The sequence below is a fragment of the Kurthia gibsonii genome (assembly GCF_006539985.1).
Taxonomy (GTDB): Bacteria; Bacillota; Bacilli; order Bacillales_A; family Planococcaceae; genus Kurthia; species Kurthia gibsonii.
In genome coordinates this window covers 24,752-43,700 of sequence record NZ_BJOB01000021.1, presented here as the reverse complement: position 1 = coordinate 43,700, position 18,949 = coordinate 24,752, and the positions used below count along the sequence as shown (strand labels likewise).

At 35.5% G+C, this 18,949-nt stretch carries 15 protein-coding genes; 14 read left to right on the top strand and 1 reads right to left on the bottom strand.

Annotated elements, in window-relative coordinates; all coding sequences use genetic code 11:
- Window positions 1–140: 140 nt before the first annotated feature.
- From rocF to KGI01_RS08070, 14 genes are all read left to right on the top strand, one after another.
- Window positions 141–1,043, top strand: a complete 903-nt coding sequence (gene rocF / locus KGI01_RS08135; protein ID WP_141274282.1) for an arginase — start codon at window positions 141–143, stop codon at window positions 1,041–1,043.
- 116 nt (window positions 1,044–1,159) lie between these two features.
- Complete coding sequence (gene sigW / locus KGI01_RS08130; protein ID WP_141274281.1) at window positions 1,160–1,723, top strand: RNA polymerase sigma factor SigW; 564 nt, start codon at window positions 1,160–1,162, stop codon at window positions 1,721–1,723.
- An 11-nt stretch (window positions 1,724–1,734) separates the two neighbouring features.
- Window positions 1,735–2,343, top strand: coding sequence for a zf-HC2 domain-containing protein (locus KGI01_RS08125; protein WP_141274280.1), 609 nt, complete (start codon window positions 1,735–1,737; stop codon window positions 2,341–2,343).
- Window positions 2,344–2,506: 163 nt separating this feature from the next.
- The gene (cdaA, locus tag KGI01_RS08120; protein ID WP_141274279.1) at window positions 2,507–3,346 is read left to right on the top strand and encodes a diadenylate cyclase CdaA; all 840 of its coding nucleotides are present in this window, start codon (window positions 2,507–2,509) and stop codon (window positions 3,344–3,346) included.
- Entirely contained in the window at window positions 3,346–4,644 is a 1,299-nt protein-coding gene (locus KGI01_RS08115; protein WP_170214758.1) for a CdaR family protein, read from the top strand. The genes cdaA and KGI01_RS08115 overlap by 1 nt, the downstream gene beginning before the upstream one ends.
- Window positions 4,645–4,683: 39 nt before the next feature.
- On the top strand, window positions 4,684–6,036 hold the full coding sequence (gene glmM, locus KGI01_RS08110; protein ID WP_141274277.1) for a phosphoglucosamine mutase: 1,353 nt from the start codon (window positions 4,684–4,686) through the stop codon (window positions 6,034–6,036).
- 463 nt (window positions 6,037–6,499) lie between these two features.
- Window positions 6,500–8,290 carry a glutamine--fructose-6-phosphate transaminase (isomerizing) gene (glmS, locus tag KGI01_RS08105; RefSeq protein WP_141274276.1) on the top strand — a complete coding sequence of 597 codons (1,791 nt, stop codon included), beginning with the start codon at window positions 6,500–6,502 and terminating at the stop codon, window positions 8,288–8,290.
- A gap of 171 nt (window positions 8,291–8,461) precedes the next feature.
- Window positions 8,462–9,982, top strand: a complete 1,521-nt coding sequence (locus tag KGI01_RS08100; protein WP_141274275.1) for a class I SAM-dependent DNA methyltransferase — start codon at window positions 8,462–8,464, stop codon at window positions 9,980–9,982.
- On the top strand, window positions 9,972–11,216 hold the full coding sequence (locus KGI01_RS08095) for a restriction endonuclease subunit S (protein WP_141274274.1): 1,245 nt from the start codon (window positions 9,972–9,974) through the stop codon (window positions 11,214–11,216). The genes KGI01_RS08100 and KGI01_RS08095 overlap by 11 nt, the downstream gene beginning before the upstream one ends.
- Before the next feature lie 3 nt (window positions 11,217–11,219).
- The gene (locus KGI01_RS08090; RefSeq protein WP_141274273.1) at window positions 11,220–14,330 is read left to right on the top strand and encodes a type I restriction endonuclease subunit R; all 3,111 of its coding nucleotides are present in this window, start codon (window positions 11,220–11,222) and stop codon (window positions 14,328–14,330) included.
- Window positions 14,331–14,375: 45 nt separating this feature from the next.
- The gene (locus tag KGI01_RS08085; protein WP_141274272.1) at window positions 14,376–15,275 is read left to right on the top strand and encodes a Kiwa anti-phage protein KwaB-like domain-containing protein; all 900 of its coding nucleotides are present in this window, start codon (window positions 14,376–14,378) and stop codon (window positions 15,273–15,275) included.
- Window positions 15,276–15,298: 23 nt separating this feature from the next.
- Entirely contained in the window at window positions 15,299–15,955 is a 657-nt protein-coding gene (locus tag KGI01_RS08080; RefSeq protein WP_141274271.1) for a KwaA family protein, read from the top strand.
- A gap of 125 nt (window positions 15,956–16,080) precedes the next feature.
- Window positions 16,081–17,292, top strand: a complete 1,212-nt coding sequence (locus KGI01_RS13975) for a hypothetical protein (protein ID WP_218026244.1) — start codon at window positions 16,081–16,083, stop codon at window positions 17,290–17,292.
- A gap of 499 nt (window positions 17,293–17,791) precedes the next feature.
- Complete coding sequence (locus KGI01_RS08070) at window positions 17,792–17,965, top strand: Fe3+ hydroxamate ABC transporter substrate-binding protein (protein WP_121177751.1); 174 nt, start codon at window positions 17,792–17,794, stop codon at window positions 17,963–17,965.
- 231 nt (window positions 17,966–18,196) lie between these two features.
- Here KGI01_RS08070 and KGI01_RS08065 read toward each other — a convergent pair whose 3' ends face one another.
- Window positions 18,197–18,949, bottom strand: coding sequence for a hypothetical protein (locus KGI01_RS08065; protein ID WP_141274270.1), 753 nt, complete (start codon window positions 18,947–18,949; stop codon window positions 18,197–18,199).

The following is an 18,949-nucleotide window of genomic DNA, read 5'->3' as shown; positions in this document are numbered from 1 at the left end:
CCAAACAAAGACAGGGTTTTCATTTAGAAAATCTATTCTTTAAATAGCTATTTTTGAATAATTATGCGAATTCATGTGCAGTTGAACCATGTGCATAAACATGTTTACAATAGAAACAACTAACAAAGGGGGTTGTTTTAATGGAAACATTAAATATTTCAATGATTGGTGTGCCAATCGATTTTGGTCAAATGCGTAGAGGTGTAGATATGGGACCGAGTGCTATTCGTTATGCAGGTGCTGTAGAGCGTTTAGAGGCATTAGGACATGAAGTTGTAGATGAAGGGGATATCTACGTGCCAAACGCAGCCAAACTAGAAGTACATCCGAAATTGCGTAATTTAGGCGCAGTTGTAGAAGCATGTACAAAATTAGCAGAACAAGTTGCGACAGCAGTTGAACATAAAAAATTCCCACTTGTATTAGGTGGCGATCATAGTATTGCGATTGGAACATTAGCAGGTCTTGCGCAGCATTATAAAAATCTAGGTGTGATTTGGTATGATGCACATGCGGATATGAATACTGCTGAAACATCACCATCAGGAAATATTCATGGTATGCCGCTTGCAGTAGCAATGGGACTAGGAAATGAAAAGCTAACGCATATTGGTGGGGAGCAGCCGAAGATTGATCCGAAAAATTTAGTAATTATTGGTGCACGATCGGTAGATGAAGGAGAGCGCGAACTAATTAAAGAAAAAGGCATTAAAGTATATTCAATGCATGAGATTGATCGTTTAGGAATGGCAGCTGTTATGGAAGATGCACTTGCTTACCTACGTTCTCGTGAAATTGATGGTTTGCATTTATCTTTAGATTTAGATGGTTTAGACCCGATGTATACGCCAGGTGTAGGGACACCAGTACCAGGAGGTATTACATATCGTGAGAGTCACTTAGCGATGGAGATGTTACAAGAGTCGAACCTGTTAACATCAGCTGAGTTTGTAGAAGTGAATCCTGTTTTAGATACGAAGAATGCAACAGCAAATGTAGCTGTAGGCTTAATGGGTTCGCTATTAGGTGAGTCACTGGTATAGTTTGAAAAGTCATACCCCCCTTCTTCATGTTACAATAATATACGTACTCGATTTTTGAAACTATATGATGGAATAAAACGTATATCAAGTACAGTTTAGTTGGAAGGAACATCACAATGGACACGTTAATACACAAACGAATAAAGCAGGTGCTGAAGGGCGATCAAAATGCGTATTCTGACATTGTGAACTCTTACCAGCATAGTCTTTATCACGTATGCTATCGTATTGTTGGGAATCAACAAGAAGCTGAAGATATCGCACAGGAAGCATTTGTGCGCGCATATATAAACTTGCATACATTTGATCCGAAGCGAAAATTTTCAACATGGTTGTTTCGTATTGCGACGAATCTCTGTATTGACCGTTTGCGAAAGAAGAAACCGGACTATTACTTAGATGCCGAAGTACCGGGAACTGAAGGACTAGATATGTATTCGCAAATTGCGTCAGAAGAACGGCTACCAGACGAAGAAGTAGAACGTATGGAGTTAAAAGAACGTATTCATTACGAAATTGGTCGATTGCCAGAAAAATATCGTACGGTCGTTATTTTAAAGTATATTGAGGAGTTACCGCTGCAAGAGATTAGCGATATTCTCGAAATACCACTAGGTACTGTGAAAACACGTGTACACAGAGGGCGAGAAGCGTTACGTAAGCAGTTAGGTGACGTGTAGGGGGAAGCATGATGCACACATGTCCAAAGGAGATTGTCCACTATATGCATGAGCGTTTAGATGGAGAAATTAGTTCTGAGCATGATCGAGTGCTTACTGAACATTTACAGACATGTCCGGATTGTCAACGACATATGGATGAATTAAATCGTGTCGTTTACTTAGTGGGAACATTACAAGCGATGCCTGTACCAGCAGGATTTACAGAGCGCGTTATGTTCCGATTACCAAAGCCAAAATTAAAATCAGGTGTGCAGCGATGGTTGAGAAGGCATCCGATTCTTGTCGCAGCCGCACTATTTATGATTTTAATGAGTGCTTCTTTATTATCAGGATACAATGACCGCTCAGCATTTTCTGTAACAGAACATCCGGGGATGGTTGTTGAAGGAGATCGCGTGACTGTACCGGCAGGACAAACGGTAAAAGGGGATATCGTTGTCACGAATGGTGATTTAGTCATTGATGGAAAGGTGGAAGGTGATGTCACCGTTATTAACGGAAAGTACATGGCTTCTACTGCAAATGTAACAGGCCAGATTGAAGAAATTGATGATACATTTGAATGGTTATGGTACACCATCAAAGACGGCACAAAAAAGCTATTCACATTCGAATAACTAAAGGGGACGGAAACTTGCAGCTGCATTTTTCCGTCCTTTTGAATATCAGGCTATATGATAAGTAAATTCTATCCTTTTTTGGCTTGAAAAAGGCGAGGACGGGGTATGTTATGCTATACTTATTACTATACGTACGCGCTAGAAAAGTGGGGGATTCCACATGACATTTATTAATGAAATAACGAATTTAACAGAGAATCAACTTGTAAGGACATTTCTAAATATTTTAGATATTTTACTTGTTTGGTTCGTCATTTATAAAATACTGACATTAATTAAGGGCACAAAAGCTGTTCAATTATTAAAAGGTATTTTCGTCATTATTATTATTCGAATTATAACAGAATATTTAGGGCTTACAACGTTAGGCTGGATGACAAATCAAGTAATCGATTATGGTTTTTTAGCAATTATTATTATCTTCCAACCTGAACTTCGTCGAGCGCTAGAGCAGTTAGGGCGCGGAAAGCTCTTTGCTCGAAGTGGTATGCAGGAAGAGGAGGAACGGGGTCGTTTAATTAGTGCGATGACAAAATCAATTAGCTATATGGCGAAGCGTCGTATTGGTGCATTGATTTCAATTGAAAAAGATACGGGTTTGAATGATTACATTGAAACAGGTATTCAGATGAACTCAGATATTTCTTCAGAATTACTGATTAACGTATTCATTCCAAATACACCATTACATGATGGTGCAGTTATCATTCAAAAGAATCGTATTGCAGCGGCAGCGTGTTATTTACCGCTATCAGAGAGTCCATTCATTTCAAAAGAATTAGGAACAAGACACCGTGCAGCAATCGGAATTAGTGAAGTAACAGATGCAGTAACTGTCATTGTTTCAGAAGAGACAGGTGGCATTAGTTTAACAGTGAACGGTGAATTACATCGTGACCTTTCAATGGAGGAGTTTGAACAACGTTTGCGTAATGCTTGGTTCGGTGATACGGCAGAGAAAAATACAACGCGTTGGTCATGGAAAGGGGGCAAAAAATAGTGAATAAATTTATTGATAACCCCTGGATGCTTCGTATTACAGCTTTAGCTCTAGCTATTTTAATGTTTTTTAGTGTGAGACCGAGCGGTAATACGATTGATTCGACGAACTCTGGTATTAAAGAAGAAGTTTTGCGTGATGTTCCTGTTGAATTACGATACGATGATAATAACTTTGTTGTCACAGGCGTACCACAGACTGTTGATGTTAAAATTAGCGGTCCTGTAGGCATTGTTATCACAACGAAAACAGGTCGTAATATTAAAGTGGTTGCGAATATCAAAGATCAGCCTTCGGGAACGCATGTCGTTAAGTTTGAACCTGAAGGATTCTCTGATAAACTAGCTGTAGAAGTCGAACCGAAAACAGCAAAAGTAAATGTAGAAGAACGTATTACAAAAGATGTGAAAGTTGAACCTGAAATTAATGAAGGGCAGCTTGCAGATACAAAATACGTGAAAAACATGACAACAGAGCCAGAAACGGTAACTGTATCTGGTGCAAAGAGCGCCATGGATCGCATTACGTATGTAAAAGCGACGGTCTCAGCGAGTAAAGATGCAGATAAGACATTCGAAAAGGTAGCGGGAATTAAAATCTTTGACCGCAATATGAATATTTTAAATGTTGACGTAGAACCAAAAACCGTTAAAGTAAAAGTTGAGTTATCTGAGTATAGTAAAGAAGTGCCACTCGTTGTAAACCAAAAAGGAAAACCGGCAAAAGGTTATACAGTTGATGGTGTAATCCCTAAATCTGATAAAGTACTTATATATGGTTCACGTGGTAATTTAGAAAAAATACAACAGGTTGTTGTAAATGCAGATGTAGAAGGCTTGAAAAAGACGACAACTATAAAAGGAACACTCGAAAAACCTACAGGTGTAGCAGATTTATCATTTGCAGCAGTTGATGTACGCGTAAAAGTATCAAAAGAAAATGAGACGAGCGCGAAAAACAAAAATGAAACAGATACAGCGAAAAAAGCTGAAGAAGATACTGCAACGGAAGACGTCGAAAAAACATTTAAAAATATAAATGTGAAGTTGCAAGGCATGAATATTACAGATTATAGTGCAGAATTTATTACACCATCATCAGGGCAAATTAATGTGATAGCAAAAGGCGCTTCTAAATTAATTTCAGCTCTGACGACAGCAGATATTCAAGCATTTGCTGATGCAAGTAAAATTGATGATGGGATACAAGAGCTACCAATCCAAGTAAAGAGTTCAGAAGGTATAGAATTGACTCCGTCGTTAGATCAAATAAAAGTTCGTTTTACGAAACAAGACTAACGTATATGAGGAATGGTTTTGAAGGAGAGAAAAAATCAAATGGGTAAATATTTTGGTACAGACGGCGTACGTGGCGTCGCTAATAGTGAGCTAACCCCTGAGTTAGCATTTAAATTAGGTCGCTTTGGAGGATATGTCTTAACAAAAGACGCAACAGAACGTCCAAAGGTATTAATTGGTCGCGATACGCGTATTTCAGGTGAGATGTTAGAAGGTGCATTAGTAGCAGGGCTAATCTCAATTGGTGCTGAGGTTATGCGTTTGGGCGTTATTAGTACACCGGGCGTTGCTTATTTAACACGCGCAATGAGTGGAAATGCAGGCGTTATGATTTCAGCATCACACAATCCTGTAGAAGATAATGGGATTAAATTCTTCGGTCCAGATGGTTTTAAATTATCAGATGAACAAGAAGCGGAAATCGAAGCGCTTTTAGATCAAGATGAAGATACACTACCTCGTCCAACAGGTGCTGATTTAGGCTCTGTGAGTGACTACTTTGAAGGTGGACTTAAATATATCCAGTACTTAAAACAAACAGTAGATGAAGATTTCTCAAATATTCATATTGCTTTTGACTGTGCACATGGTGCAACGTCATCACTTGCGACACATTTATATGCTGACCTAGAAGCTGATTTATCATCAATGGGTGCTTCACCAAACGGTTTAAATATTAATGACGGCGTAGGTTCAACACATCCAGAAGCATTAGCTGAATTCGTGCTTGAAAAGGGTGCTGATGTCGGTTTAGCGTTCGATGGTGATGGCGACCGCCTAATTGCAGTCGATGAAAAAGGACAGATTGTAGATGGCGATCAAATTATGTATATCTGTGCAAAATATCATCATGCAAAAGGTCGTTTAAACAAGAATACAGTGGTTTCAACGGTGATGAGTAACATGGGCTTCTATAAAGCACTGGAAGCAGAAGGAATAGAGAGTATTCAAACACAAGTAGGAGACCGTTACGTTGTAGAAGCGATGCGTGAAGGTGGCTACAATGTCGGTGGTGAGCAATCTGGACATATCGTATTCCTTGATTACAATACGACAGGTGATGGCTTATTAACAGGCTTACAACTTGTGAACACAATGAAGATGACAGGTAAGCGCTTATCAGAATTAGCAGCTGAAATGACCATCTTCCCACAAAAATTAATCAATGTACGTGTAACAGATAAACATGCTGTGACACAAAATGAAAAAGTAGCTGAAACAATCGCGGCTGTAGAAGCGGAAATGAATGGCGATGGACGTGTGTTAGTACGTGCATCAGGTACAGAACCGCTTGTACGTGTAATGGTCGAAGCTTCAACGAAAGAACAATGCGACGCATATTGCGAACGCATTGCAGAAGTGGTAAAAGCTGAAATGGGTTTAGCTGAATAACATCATTCAAAAGACAGTGTTGGAAATAAGCCGACACTGTCTTTTTTCGTGTTTATTTCCTGGGAAATTGGGAATATTATATAAATAAAATGATATCTACCTGTTTTAAATTGACGTATATCGTTTTACCGTTTATGATATAGTTCTGATAATTTGCTGAGGAGGATTGTGTAGAAGCGTAAATCGGAAAAACAGTTATAGCGCCAGTACTGAAGAAATCGGACGACAAGTATCTTCAGTAGACGAGGTGGAGGAGTATCGAAAGTTTCGGCGGATGCCTCCCGGTCGACAGCCCGATCGTAAGTTCATCTTTAAAATAGTGAAGTGATTCGCTAGACAAAGAGATGAAATGGCAAATCATAGAGAGATAGAGAAACTGTTCGTAAGGGAATTTCTATGCGAACTTTCATTGCTATGGACTTTTTCTCTTTTCATAATTTGCAAAATATCGGAGGAATTAAATATGTGTGGAATCGTAGGTTATATTGGTCAACTAGATGCAAAGGAAATTTTGTTGAAGGGACTAGAAAAATTAGAGTATCGTGGTTATGACTCAGCGGGTATTGCAGTAGAGAATGCAGCGGGCGTACAGGTATTCAAAGAAAAAGGACGTATTGCAGATTTACGTGATGTCGTGGACATGACAGTAGATGCAACAACAGGAATTGGACATACACGTTGGGCGACACATGGTGTACCGAACTATGTGAATGCACACCCACATCAAAGTGCTTCAAAACGTTTTACATTAGTACACAATGGTGTGATTGAAAACTATCATTTATTACAAGATGAATATTTACAAGGTGTAACGATGACGAGTGATACGGATTCAGAAGTCATTGCGCAATTAATTGAACACTTTTCAAATGAAGGTATGACCACAGCAAAAGCTTTCCGTAAAACACTAACATTAGTAGAAGGTTCTTATGCGTTAGCTTTATTAGATGCAGAAGAAGCAGATGTCATTTATGTAGCGAAAAAAGGTAGCCCACTATTAGTAGGTGTTGGCGAACAGTTCAATGTTGTGGCATCAGATGCTATGGCGATGTTACACGTAACAGATCAATTTATTGAATTACATGATAAAGAAATGGTGATCGTGACAGCAGATTCAATTCAAATCCAAAAGTTAGACGGAACCGTTGTAGAACGCGCACCGTATAAAGCAGAACTTGATTTGAGCGATATTGATAAAGGCACATACCCACACTACATGTTAAAAGAGATGGATGAACAACCAGCAGTCGTTCGTCGCATTACACAGAAGTATGAAAATGAAGCAGGTCAATTAACGATTGACCCAGCGATTCAACAAGCGATTCAAGAAGCAGATCGTCTATATATTATTGCTGCAGGTACGAGCTACCACGCAGGATTAATCGGTAAACAGTACTTTGAAAAGCTTGCCAAAATCCCTGTAGAAGTGCATATTGCAAGTGAGTTTGGCTATAACATGCCATTACTATCGAAAAAACCATTATTCATCTTCATCTCACAATCAGGTGAAACAGCAGATAGCCGCCAAGTATTAGTGAAGGTGAAAGAATTAGGTTATCAAGCATTAACGATGACGAATGCACCAGGCTCAACATTATCACGTGAAGCCGACTACACATTATTATTACATGCAGGTCCAGAAATCGCAGTAGCGTCAACAAAAGCCTATGTAGCACAAGTTGCAGTATTAGCGATTACAGCGTATGTTGTGGCAGACCAACCAGAAATCGAGTTGAAGAAAGAATTAGGTATTGCGGCGAATGCGATTCAATCAATTATTGATCGCAAAGAAGAATTTGCTAAACTAGCAGAATCATTCTTAGCAACAACACGTAACGCATTCTTCATCGGACGTGGCATGGATTACTATGTGAGTATGGAAGGCGCACTAAAATTAAAAGAGATCTCGTATATTCAAGCAGAAGGATTTGCTGGTGGTGAATTAAAGCATGGTACAATCGCTTTAATCGAAGACGGCACACCTGTCATCGCACTTGCGACACAAAAAGAAGTCGCACTGAATTTACGCGGTAACGTGAAGGAAGTCGTAGCACGTGGCGCAAACCCATGCATCATCTCAATGGAAGGCATGGAAGAAGCAAACGATGCCATCACAATCCCGCACGTACACCCATTACTATCACCACTAGCAGCAGTTGTCCCAGTACAATTAATCAGCTACTACGCAGCCCTACAACGCGGATGTGACGTGGATAAACCACGTAACCTAGCGAAAAGTGTGACAGTGGAGTAGAAATATTTTCAACCCCTATGAATGAAGTAAGCTCACTTCATTCATAGGGGTTTTGTCATATATTTAATAAATCAAACTACTTTTATACAATAATTTGTAAATGGTCATTGTATTTATAAATTAACTGATATAATAGGTATATAGATTTAGCAGATAGTAGGAGGAAACAACATGGCGACAGCAAACTTAGGTTTTGAAGAAAATTTATGGAAGATGGCAGATAAATTACGAGGATCAATGGATTCTGGTGAATATAAAAATGTTGTATTAGGTTTATTATTTTTAAAATATGTGTCTGATGCATTTGAAGAAAAATATATAGAATTAAAAGAAGATGAATGGGCTGATGAGGAAGACCGTGATGAATATATTGCGGAGAATATCTTCTTTGTACCAAAAGAAGCGCGTTGGTCATTCATTAAAGATCATGCGAAAAAACCCGAAATCGGTCAATTAATCGATGTTGCAATGGTCGCAATTGAAAAAGAAAATCCATCATTAGTGGGTGTATTACCTAAAGCATTTGCACGCCCAGAATTAGATAAAACACGTCTAGGTGAAACAGTCGATTTGTTCTCATTCAAAGTTGGGGATGAAGATAGCCGAGAAAAAGACGTGATTGGACGTGTATATGAATATTTCTTAAGTAACTTTGCAAGTGCAGAAGGTAAAAATGGTGGTGAATTCTATACACCATCTTCAGTCGTACGATTACTTGTCGAAATGTTAGAACCATATAAAGGACGTGTATATGATCCAGCCTGTGGTTCAGGTGGTATGTTTGTACAATCGTCTAAATTCATTAAAGAACATCAAGGTCGTATTGATAATTTATCTGTATATGGTCAAGAGTCTAACCCGACAACATGGAAGCTCTGTAAAATGAACTTAGCGATTCGTGGTATTGATGGTAATATCGGACCTCATCATGCAGATACATTCCTAAATGATTTACACAAAGGCTTAAAAGCAGACTATATTATGGCGAATCCTCCATTCAATATTAAAGATTGGGGCGGCGATAAGCTACAAGATGATGTACGTTGGCAATATGGTATTCCGCCAGAAGGTAATGCCAACTATGCCTGGATTCAACATATGATTTCTAAATTGGCGCTAGCAGGCACAGCAGGCTTCGTTTTAGCGAATGGCTCGATGTCTTCTAACTCAGGTGGCGAAGGTGAAATTCGTAAAAAGCTGATTGAAAATGATTTAGTAGAATGTATCGTTTCATTGCCTGGACAACTGTTCTATTCAACACAAATCCCAGTTTGTATTTGGATTGTGTCAAAAAGCAAAGCAAAAACTGGTAAACGTGAACGCAATAATAAAATTCTCTTTATTGATGCACGTAATGAAGGACATATGGCTGACCGTACACATAAAGAATTTAGTGATGAAGACATTCAAAAAATTGCTGGTACGTTCCATGCATGGCGTGGTACAAAAGAAATTGAATATGCAGATGTAGCTGGATTCTGTAAAGAGACAACAATTGAAGAAGTACGAGAAAACAATCATATTTTAACGCCTGGACGCTATGTGGGTTTAGCAGCTGAAGAAGATGATGGCGAGCCATTTGAAGAGAAAATGACACGTTTAACAACAGAATTATCTGAGCAATTTGCGAAATCTAAAGAGTTAGAAGAACAGATTCGTAAAGCGTTAGGTGGTATTGGGTATGGGATTTAAAGAACAACAATTAAAAAATATTCTTGAAATAAATCCAAGGATGACATTAAAAAAAGGTACTGTAACTAAAAAAATTGCAATGGAGCATTTAACTGAATATGTAAAACAGGTAAAAGGTTATGAGTTATCAGAATTTAAAAGTGGCTCAAAATTTAAAAACAAAGATACTCTTGTAGCACGTATTACACCTTGTTTAGAAAATGGCAAAACGGCTTATGTAGATATTCTAGCAGACGATGAAGTTGCATTTGGTTCAACAGAGTTTTTTGTTGTTAGAGCAAAAGAAAATAAAGGAGATCCACAATTTATATATTATTTAATGCGTCATCCAAAAGTGAGAGATGCCACTATTAAATCAATGACTGGAACTTCTGGCAGGCAAAGAGCCCAGAAGGAAGCTATTTTAGAGTATTCAATGTCTTTACCTAATATTTTTGACCAAAAGAAAATAGGATATTTCTTATCACTATTTGATTCTAAAATTGAAGCAAATAATGATACTATTCACAATTTAGAACAAATCTCTCAAATCCTTTTCAAACACTGGTTCATCGACTTCGAATTTCCAAATGAAGAAGGAAAACCGTATAAATCAAGTGGTGGAGAAATGGTGGAAAGTGAGTTAGGGGAGATACCTAAAGGGTGGGATATTTTAAAATTATCTGATATTACAACTTTACTAAAGAAAACTTTTAATCCTTCTAAAACAGAGGTAACTGAGGTTTTACATTTTAGTTTACCAGCTTTTGATAAAAATCAATTGCCTACTTTGGATGAAGTTTCAACAATTAAAAGTAATAAGTGGATAATAGAAGAAAACTGTGTTGTTTTTTCTAAAATGAATCCCAAGACACCACGTATTTGGCTAACAAATATAAATGAGAAGATGATAAATGTTGCATCGAGCGAATTTGTTGTATTACAAAGTAAAACAGTAGAAGAAAACAGTTTCATTTACAGTCTCTGCAAGTCTAATTCTTTCAATGAATATTTGATATCTAATGCGACAGGTTCAACTAATAGCAGACAAAGGGTAACTCCTACAATCGCTTTAAGCTATAAATTCCCTTTAAGTAGAGAAATTATGAAGTTATACGGCTCTACAATTGTTGGAATATCAGAAAAAATAAAAGATTTATATAAAGAATGTGAGACTCTTCAACAACTCCGCGACACCCTCTTACCAAAACTACTATCAGGTGAAATCGAAATTCCTGATGACTTGGAGGTGTAAGACATGTTTAAATACAATGAATCCGAGCTAGAAGTAGCAACACTCGAATGGTTGGAAGAACTAGGGTATGACATTGTCGAAGGTCCAGATATTGCGCCAGATGGTGAAAATCCAGAGCGGGAAAGTTTCCAAGATGTTGTACTTGTTGATCGCTTACGTGAAGCTTTACGTAAAATCAATCCAACACTTGAACTTTCAATTATCGAAGAAGCTGTTCAAAAGATCATCGCCAATGCCTCACCAAATCTAACGCTAAACAACAAACAATTTCACAAACTTGCAACCGATGGTATTGAGATACAAGTACAAGGAACAGATGGATATAATCCAACTGTTTCTGTCTATGTATTTGATTTTGAAAATTATAAAAACAATGATTTTATGGCAGTGAATCAGTTTACGATTATTGAAGGACAATCCAATAAACGTCCGGATGTATTGGTCTTTGTGAATGGGTTACCTGTTGTTGTGATGGAACTTAAAAATGCGACAAATGAAGATGTGGATATTTCAGACGCATATAATCAAATTCAAACGTATAAACAAGCGATTCCAACACTATTCCGTTACAATGCTTTTTTAATTACGAGTGACGGTATTAATGCGCGTGTAGGTTCTCTTACAGCGAATGAAGAACGCTTTATGAAATGGCGTACTGTTGACGGCACTTCATTAGCAAGTCCTGCTGAACCTCAACTAGAAGTCATGATTAATGGCATGTTAGAACCTCGTCGATTACTGGATATTATTCAAAACTTTATTTTATTCCAATCAGATGGTGAAAATACATTCAAAATTTTAGCTGCTTATCACCAATACCATGCGGTGAATAAAGCAGTTGAAAAAGCACAAGTAGCAACTGCGGAAGATGGTGATCATAAGATTGGTGTCGTTTGGCATACACAAGGTTCTGGTAAAAGTTTATCGATGGTGTTCTATGCCGGTAAGTTAATTAAAACAATGAATAATCCAACTTTAGTCGTTTTAACAGACCGTAACGATTTAGATGATCAGCTGTATAAAACATTCTCAATGTCGAAGGATATTTTACGCCAATCACCGAGCCAAGCACAGTCTAGTGAATCTTTACGTGAATTATTAAATGTAGAATCAGGAGGCATCATCTTTACGACACTACAAAAATTCTCACCTGATGAAGAAACAGGTGAAATGCCATGTCTAACCAATCGTACAAATGTTATTGTCATGGCAGATGAAGCCCATCGTTCACAATATGGTTTCGGTGCAGCATTATCACAACAGAAAGATCACGAAGGTGAAGTGAAGTATGGCTATGCGAAATATGTTCGTGATGCATTGCCGAATGCTTCATTCATTGGATTTACTGGTACACCAGTAGAATCAACAGACCGCAATACACCAGCAGTATTTGGTGAATACATTGATGTCTATGATATGTCACAGGCTGTAGAAGATGGTGCGACAGTTAAGATTTTTTATGAGTCACGTGTTATTCCTCTAGAGTTACCAGAGGGATTAGCGATTGATGAAGATTATGAAGATATTACAGAAGATCAAGAATTATCAACAAAAGAAAAACTAAAGTCAAAATGGTCACGTTTAGAAGCAATCGCTGGTGCAAGTTCACGCGTTGAAAAAATGGCACAGGATGTAGTTCATCACTATGAAGAACGTGAAAAAGGAATGTTTGGTAAATCGATGATTGTCGTCATGTCACGTCGTATCGCGATTGATTTATATAAAGAAATCATTAAACTTCGCCCAGATTGGCATTCAGATGATGACGACAAAGGTGCTATTAAAATTGTAATGACAGGTTCATCGAGTGATCCTGCAGAATGGCAGCCGTTTATCGGTAATAAAAAACGTCGTGAATTTTTAGCTCGTCGCATGAAGGATAATGATGATCCATTAAAAATCGTTATTGTACGAGATATGTGGCTAACAGGGTTTGACGTACCTGCGATGAATACGATGTACATTGATAAGCCGATGAAAGGTCATAACTTAATGCAGGCAATTGCACGCGTAAACCGTGTATTTAAAGATAAACCAGGTGGCTTAGTTGTTGATTACATTGGGATTGCCGATAATTTAAAACAAGCATTGAAGCAATATACAGATAGTGACCGCGAAACAGCTGGTGTTGATACAGCACTTGCCGTAGATGTCATGTTAGAAAAACATCAGCTTATTTTAGAAATGTTACATGGTCATGATTACTCAGGTTTTAAATCCGAAAAATCATCACAACGCATTAAAGCAATTGTCAATACGATGGATTATATTATTGGTTTAGGTGAGGAAGAGAAGAAACGCTTTTTAGATACCGTAACGGAATTATCGAAAGCATATGCTTTATGTGCGACGACACAAGAGGCAGAGGAATTAAACGATGAAATTGGTTTCTTTAAAGCTGTAAAAGCGAGTATTGTGAAAACAATCGGTGATGGTAGCAAAAAGAAAACAGCTACTCAAATGGATGCACAAATTAATCAATTGATTTCAAAATCAGTTATCTCTGAAGATGTCATTGATATTTATAAAGAGCTTGGACTAGAGAATCCAGATATTTCGATTTTATCTGATCAATTTTTAGAGGATGTTCGAGCATTACCACAAAAGAATTTGGCAGTGGAGTTATTGAATCGTTTACTGAATGGTAAAGTACGCAGTGTACAACGTAGTAACTTAATTCAAGCCCGCAAGTTCTCTGAAATGCTAGCGAACTCGCTGAATAAATATAATAAGCGCACGATTGAAACCTCAAAAGTTATCGAGGAATTAATTGAGTTAGCTAAAGAGATGGACGACGCCTATAAACGTGGCGAAGAAAATGGCATGGTTAAAGAAGAAATCGCCTTTTATGATGCTTTAGCTTCACACGATACAGCTGAACAAGTTCTAGGTGACGATACATTGAAAATTATTGCACATGAATTAACTCAGTCCATCAAAGAGAATATGAGTATTGATTGGAACTTACGAGAATCAGCACGTGCAAAAATGCGTGTTATCGTACGACGCTTACTGAAGAAATACGGTTACCCACCAGAAATCAGTAAACAGGCAGTAGAAACAGTAATTGAACAAGCAGAGCTAATGTCAGAGCAATTGGCGATGGAGTTGTAAAGAGAATAATTTTGGCTATAATCTAAAACTAAAGGGGTATCGAACGTGGAAATTTATTTATATAAAAAAAATTCATCTAAAGTTAATGATCAAATTTTTGTATTTGAAAATTTGAATAAGGATCTGATTGAACCACTAATGTCAGAAGTTAATGATAAAAAAGAAGGTTTAAACAAATTAACATTTAGAGAATATAATCCATTAGTTAAGGATCGAGAGTGTATAGATACCATAGCAATCGAATTTTTGAAAGAAAATAATGAATTTTTCAAAGGGATTTTTGATTACTTCCAAGATTTTTCGGATGAGATTGACACGATACACAATATAGGAGATAGCTCGAAATATTCTTTGATGATATATAAAATTGATAACGAAATATTTATTAAGCAATTTGATGGAAATAAACTCATATCAGAGAGCTCTTTAATAGGAGAATTTACCGAACAAACTCTTCATAAAACAAATAAAAAATTATTAATGCTTGATGGGAACTTTGATTTCTATTTTAATTTATTAGAAGATAAGGTAATTATACAAAATAGTTCAAGATTCGAAAAAATTTGTAATTATGAAGCCTACTTTAATAGAGTTAGAAGTGAAAAAATAGTTGAAATAAAAAATAGCCATATTATTTCAAATTTCGAGGAAATTTATAACGAAATTAATAATAAGAAATACAATAGGCTGTTTACTCAATTAAATACTTTCAATATTGATAAAATTACTTCTAATAGTGATTTAATTGCAAGGTTGGAGAGGAAAGAAATTTATTTTATAAATAACCAATTTGAAATTAGAGCACCAAAACATAGTCATATTTTATTGTTCTTAATATCTGGAAAAGTGTCGGTGAATAATTTCGATCAAGTAATTCTTACGAAAGATCAAGAGTTAATAATTGATCGGGAATCTATAGAAACTCAACAATTAGTTAGACTATAATGTGTATGAAAGGGGAGTTATAGATGAACGCAATAGGATCTTTTTTAATAGATAATATTCATTTTTTAGTTAATGTGAATATGATGATTCTAATTTTCGGTATATTTATGATTGTATCTATTTACTTAAAGAATGTTAGTAAGATATTTACGGAAATTGTGTGGATATACTCCTCTTTGATACCCGCTATAACAATAGTATTTTTGAATTATAAACCAAATTTAATTTTGGTAACGATTTTTTTAATATTACAACTCCTCTTTTTATTCCTTTATTTGCGGAGCATACAGAACAATTATAAAAAGCTGGTGGAAAGTACAAAAAATCCAATTTCTAAAATAAAAGAAATACATAATGAGGATATGGGAAAAGAAAAATCATTAGAATACGTAGGCCTCTTCATTTTACCTTTTATTACTGTAAATGAGTCTGTGAGTACGTTGGTAATAATCGTAATCATCGCTGTTGTAATAGTTATTATTAAACGATTCGGTTTGTTTTATTTAAATCTACCTATTTTGTTGTTTGGTAGGCTTCAATATATTGAAACTAATAGAAGAATGAAAATGATAGTTTTAACATCTAGAAACTTTATTTTTGAAAAGAATGAAGAATATGATATAAGAAGCTTCGTTAAATCTTTAAATTTATATATTTATCTACCTAGAAAGAAAAAATAGTTTTAATCGATAGTCATTTTATACTTGTAGAAAGTTCACTAGAGACGCCATTAATTAATTGAACTTGGTATAGTTAATCGCATATAATAATTTCAACGAACAGATGTTTTTATGGAGGTACTTTAGTGCGAATATCTATCGAGAGTATAAATTTTAATAATATTAATAAAAATTTAAAACATTTATCAAATGAACAAATTGTAGAAGTCATTGAAAAATACTATAGAAATGAAAAAATTCAAGATATACTGGATGAATACAAAATTTCTACAACGCCATCAACGTTAATTAAAACTTTCCCGACAAAATTTGTGGATGAAAAATGTGAAAAATGTGGATGCCAATTAGTGGTGAAATTCAAATCGAAATCAAGCATGTATGAAAAGGAAAAAGTAAATTGTCTACAGTGTGGCCATGATAAAAACAAGCGTTTTTGTAATTGTCGATTATGTAAAGCAGAGCACAAGGTAATGTTTTTAGAAAAAGAAGAACAACTAAAAAAAGCGTTACAAGAGAAAATAGAAAAAGTTCAAAACGCTTTGGAAAGTAATGAAGTTCTAAAAATCTTGGAAGATAATCTAACTCTAGAAGACAGACTTTATATGAGTGCACTTCTTCGATGCTCACTATCAGAAGATATGAGTATTATCAATCCATTGGGGAAGATAGATAGAATTTTGGCTCCAACAGAAAAGTTTGTACAAGAAATAATAAAAACTTTAGTAGCCAGAAAGATAATAAAAGTAAGTAGGGAGTCTTCGTTAGATGCTTTTGATATAAGGGTTGATGAAACAGGAGCGGAAGGTGTAACTTATCGAATATATGACGCTAAATACGAAATTAATGTGATTTCAGAGGATGGAGACTATGGTGCGTTGATTAAGAGGTTAATGTATCCTAATCCAGAAATTTTCGATGAAGAATTTTGTTACGAGATGTGGAAGAAAGTAGCGCTGAAAGAAAGTGAAGAGTATCTATTATATGAGATGCGGAAAGTCGGATATAATTTTACTCCAGGAGAGAAAACATATCGAGTTTTAGAGAATTTACTAGATCAATTTTCAATCGGTCAAATCTATAATATTATTTATAGAGCTGTGGCTAATAGTACAAGACGTTATCAAGCGAAGGAAATAACTAAAATTCATGCTCAAAATTCAGTAATCGCCTCTTGTGAGTTACAAGGAGAGCGTGCAGTTGCAGAAAATTGGACTTTAAAAGCATATAGTAGACGCATCGATGTTCCACAGTCTATTATAAGTGAAGTTTTGTTTAATTCCATTATGCAAATATCTACTCTGGGCTTTTCAGAAGTTCCAACAAAAGATTTTAGATAGCTGAAAAACCAACATTATAGGTTTGGAAGTGTGCTGCTAAGTACAGAATTTAATGGTCATATAACTAGTTTTAATCAATCTTTTTTATAAAAACTAAATCCGCTTAAATATGAAACCTATATATTTTGATCAATCTTTGTTCAAAATGTGTGGGTTTCTTCTATCTATAGAATCAACATTTGCAGCATACTTTTAATCAAACTTTATTCCAAACCAACAATTATTGTTAATTTGAAAAAAGTTTAACCGTTTATAAAAAAGATGAACCGGAATTTCCTATCTCTATAAAGAAGGAATTTCGGTTTTTCTTGTGGATTAAGAATCTGGTAAGTGATAATAAAGTTATTTCATTAAAGGGCCATATTATTGAATAACATTTGGTAAAGAAATACTACCAAACGACGCTTTGGAACTAAAATTATCTTAGAAATGAAACGTTTGTACATCTCAATCGTAATAAATTATAGATATAGTATTGATGAAAATTGGAGGGAATATGATGCCATTAATAATTCCAAAATGTATGAAGTGTAATACAGAAATTAAAGGTGATGAAGAAGTATTTGTACAACTAAAATATCCAAAAAGAAAAGGGTTTACTGAAATTAAGGCTTATTTAAATCTTGAAGGCAAATTTATCTGTAAAGAATGTTCAACTAAAAATAACATTTAAATATTACGCTTTTAAATATTTAAACCGAAAAATTAGTTCCAAGATTGGTATATCAACAATTTATAAAATAAACAGAGTAGAACAAAAAAACATTCCCAAATCAAAGTTAGGGAATCACTAACTACAAAACCTCCATTTTAGTGGAAATTTATAAAAATGGAGGTTTCATTTCAGTTAATATGTAGCTTTTATAAAAAAACACTTAAATTTTAGTAACTGATATTTACTGTCTTAAGATACAGAATTCTTTTTACCATTTCTAAATATAAAATAAAATAGTACGATTAGACAAAGAACACTAAATATAGTAGCGAGCGTAATATAAAATGGATCCTCGTTAATATTTTCAGGAATGAAACGCTCAGCAATTGGTCCAATTGAGATGAAAATCGGAATAATAATAGAAGTCCAAATCTTTGAGTATAGGGACCAAATAATAAAAATAAGAATACATCCTAATAGAATTAAATTATTTTGTAATGGAGTGGCTATAAAAAAGGGTTCTTTGTCAAATAAATACACCAGAACGAAAAAGCCCGTCAAAAGCAGATAAGCTAGTCCAATAATTAAGTAAAACCATCTAGAATAGAACATTTTTGGCAAGACTCTCACTAACAGAAATCCATATAGAATTAGTGACAAAACAATCCCAGCAATGACTCCGAACACCCCAATTTCAGATAGTGAAAACTCTCCTAGAATCGCAGGAGAAAAACAAACATATGCAATTAATAATAAAGCGGTCATTGGGGTTAAAATTAAAAACTCTCTTATATCAAACCCCATTTCTTGACCAATGCTTTTCATATATGCACGTGGAGAATCCCCAATAATATCCTTAATATTTTTCCTTGCTGCTTCTGCTTGAAGTAAATGGTCGCTTAGTTCATCTATCACGCTATTAATTTCGTGGTCATTTTTTCCTTTTGACATCAAGTACATTTTTAGTTCAATGATAAATTGATTTGCTTGTTTTGATAACAT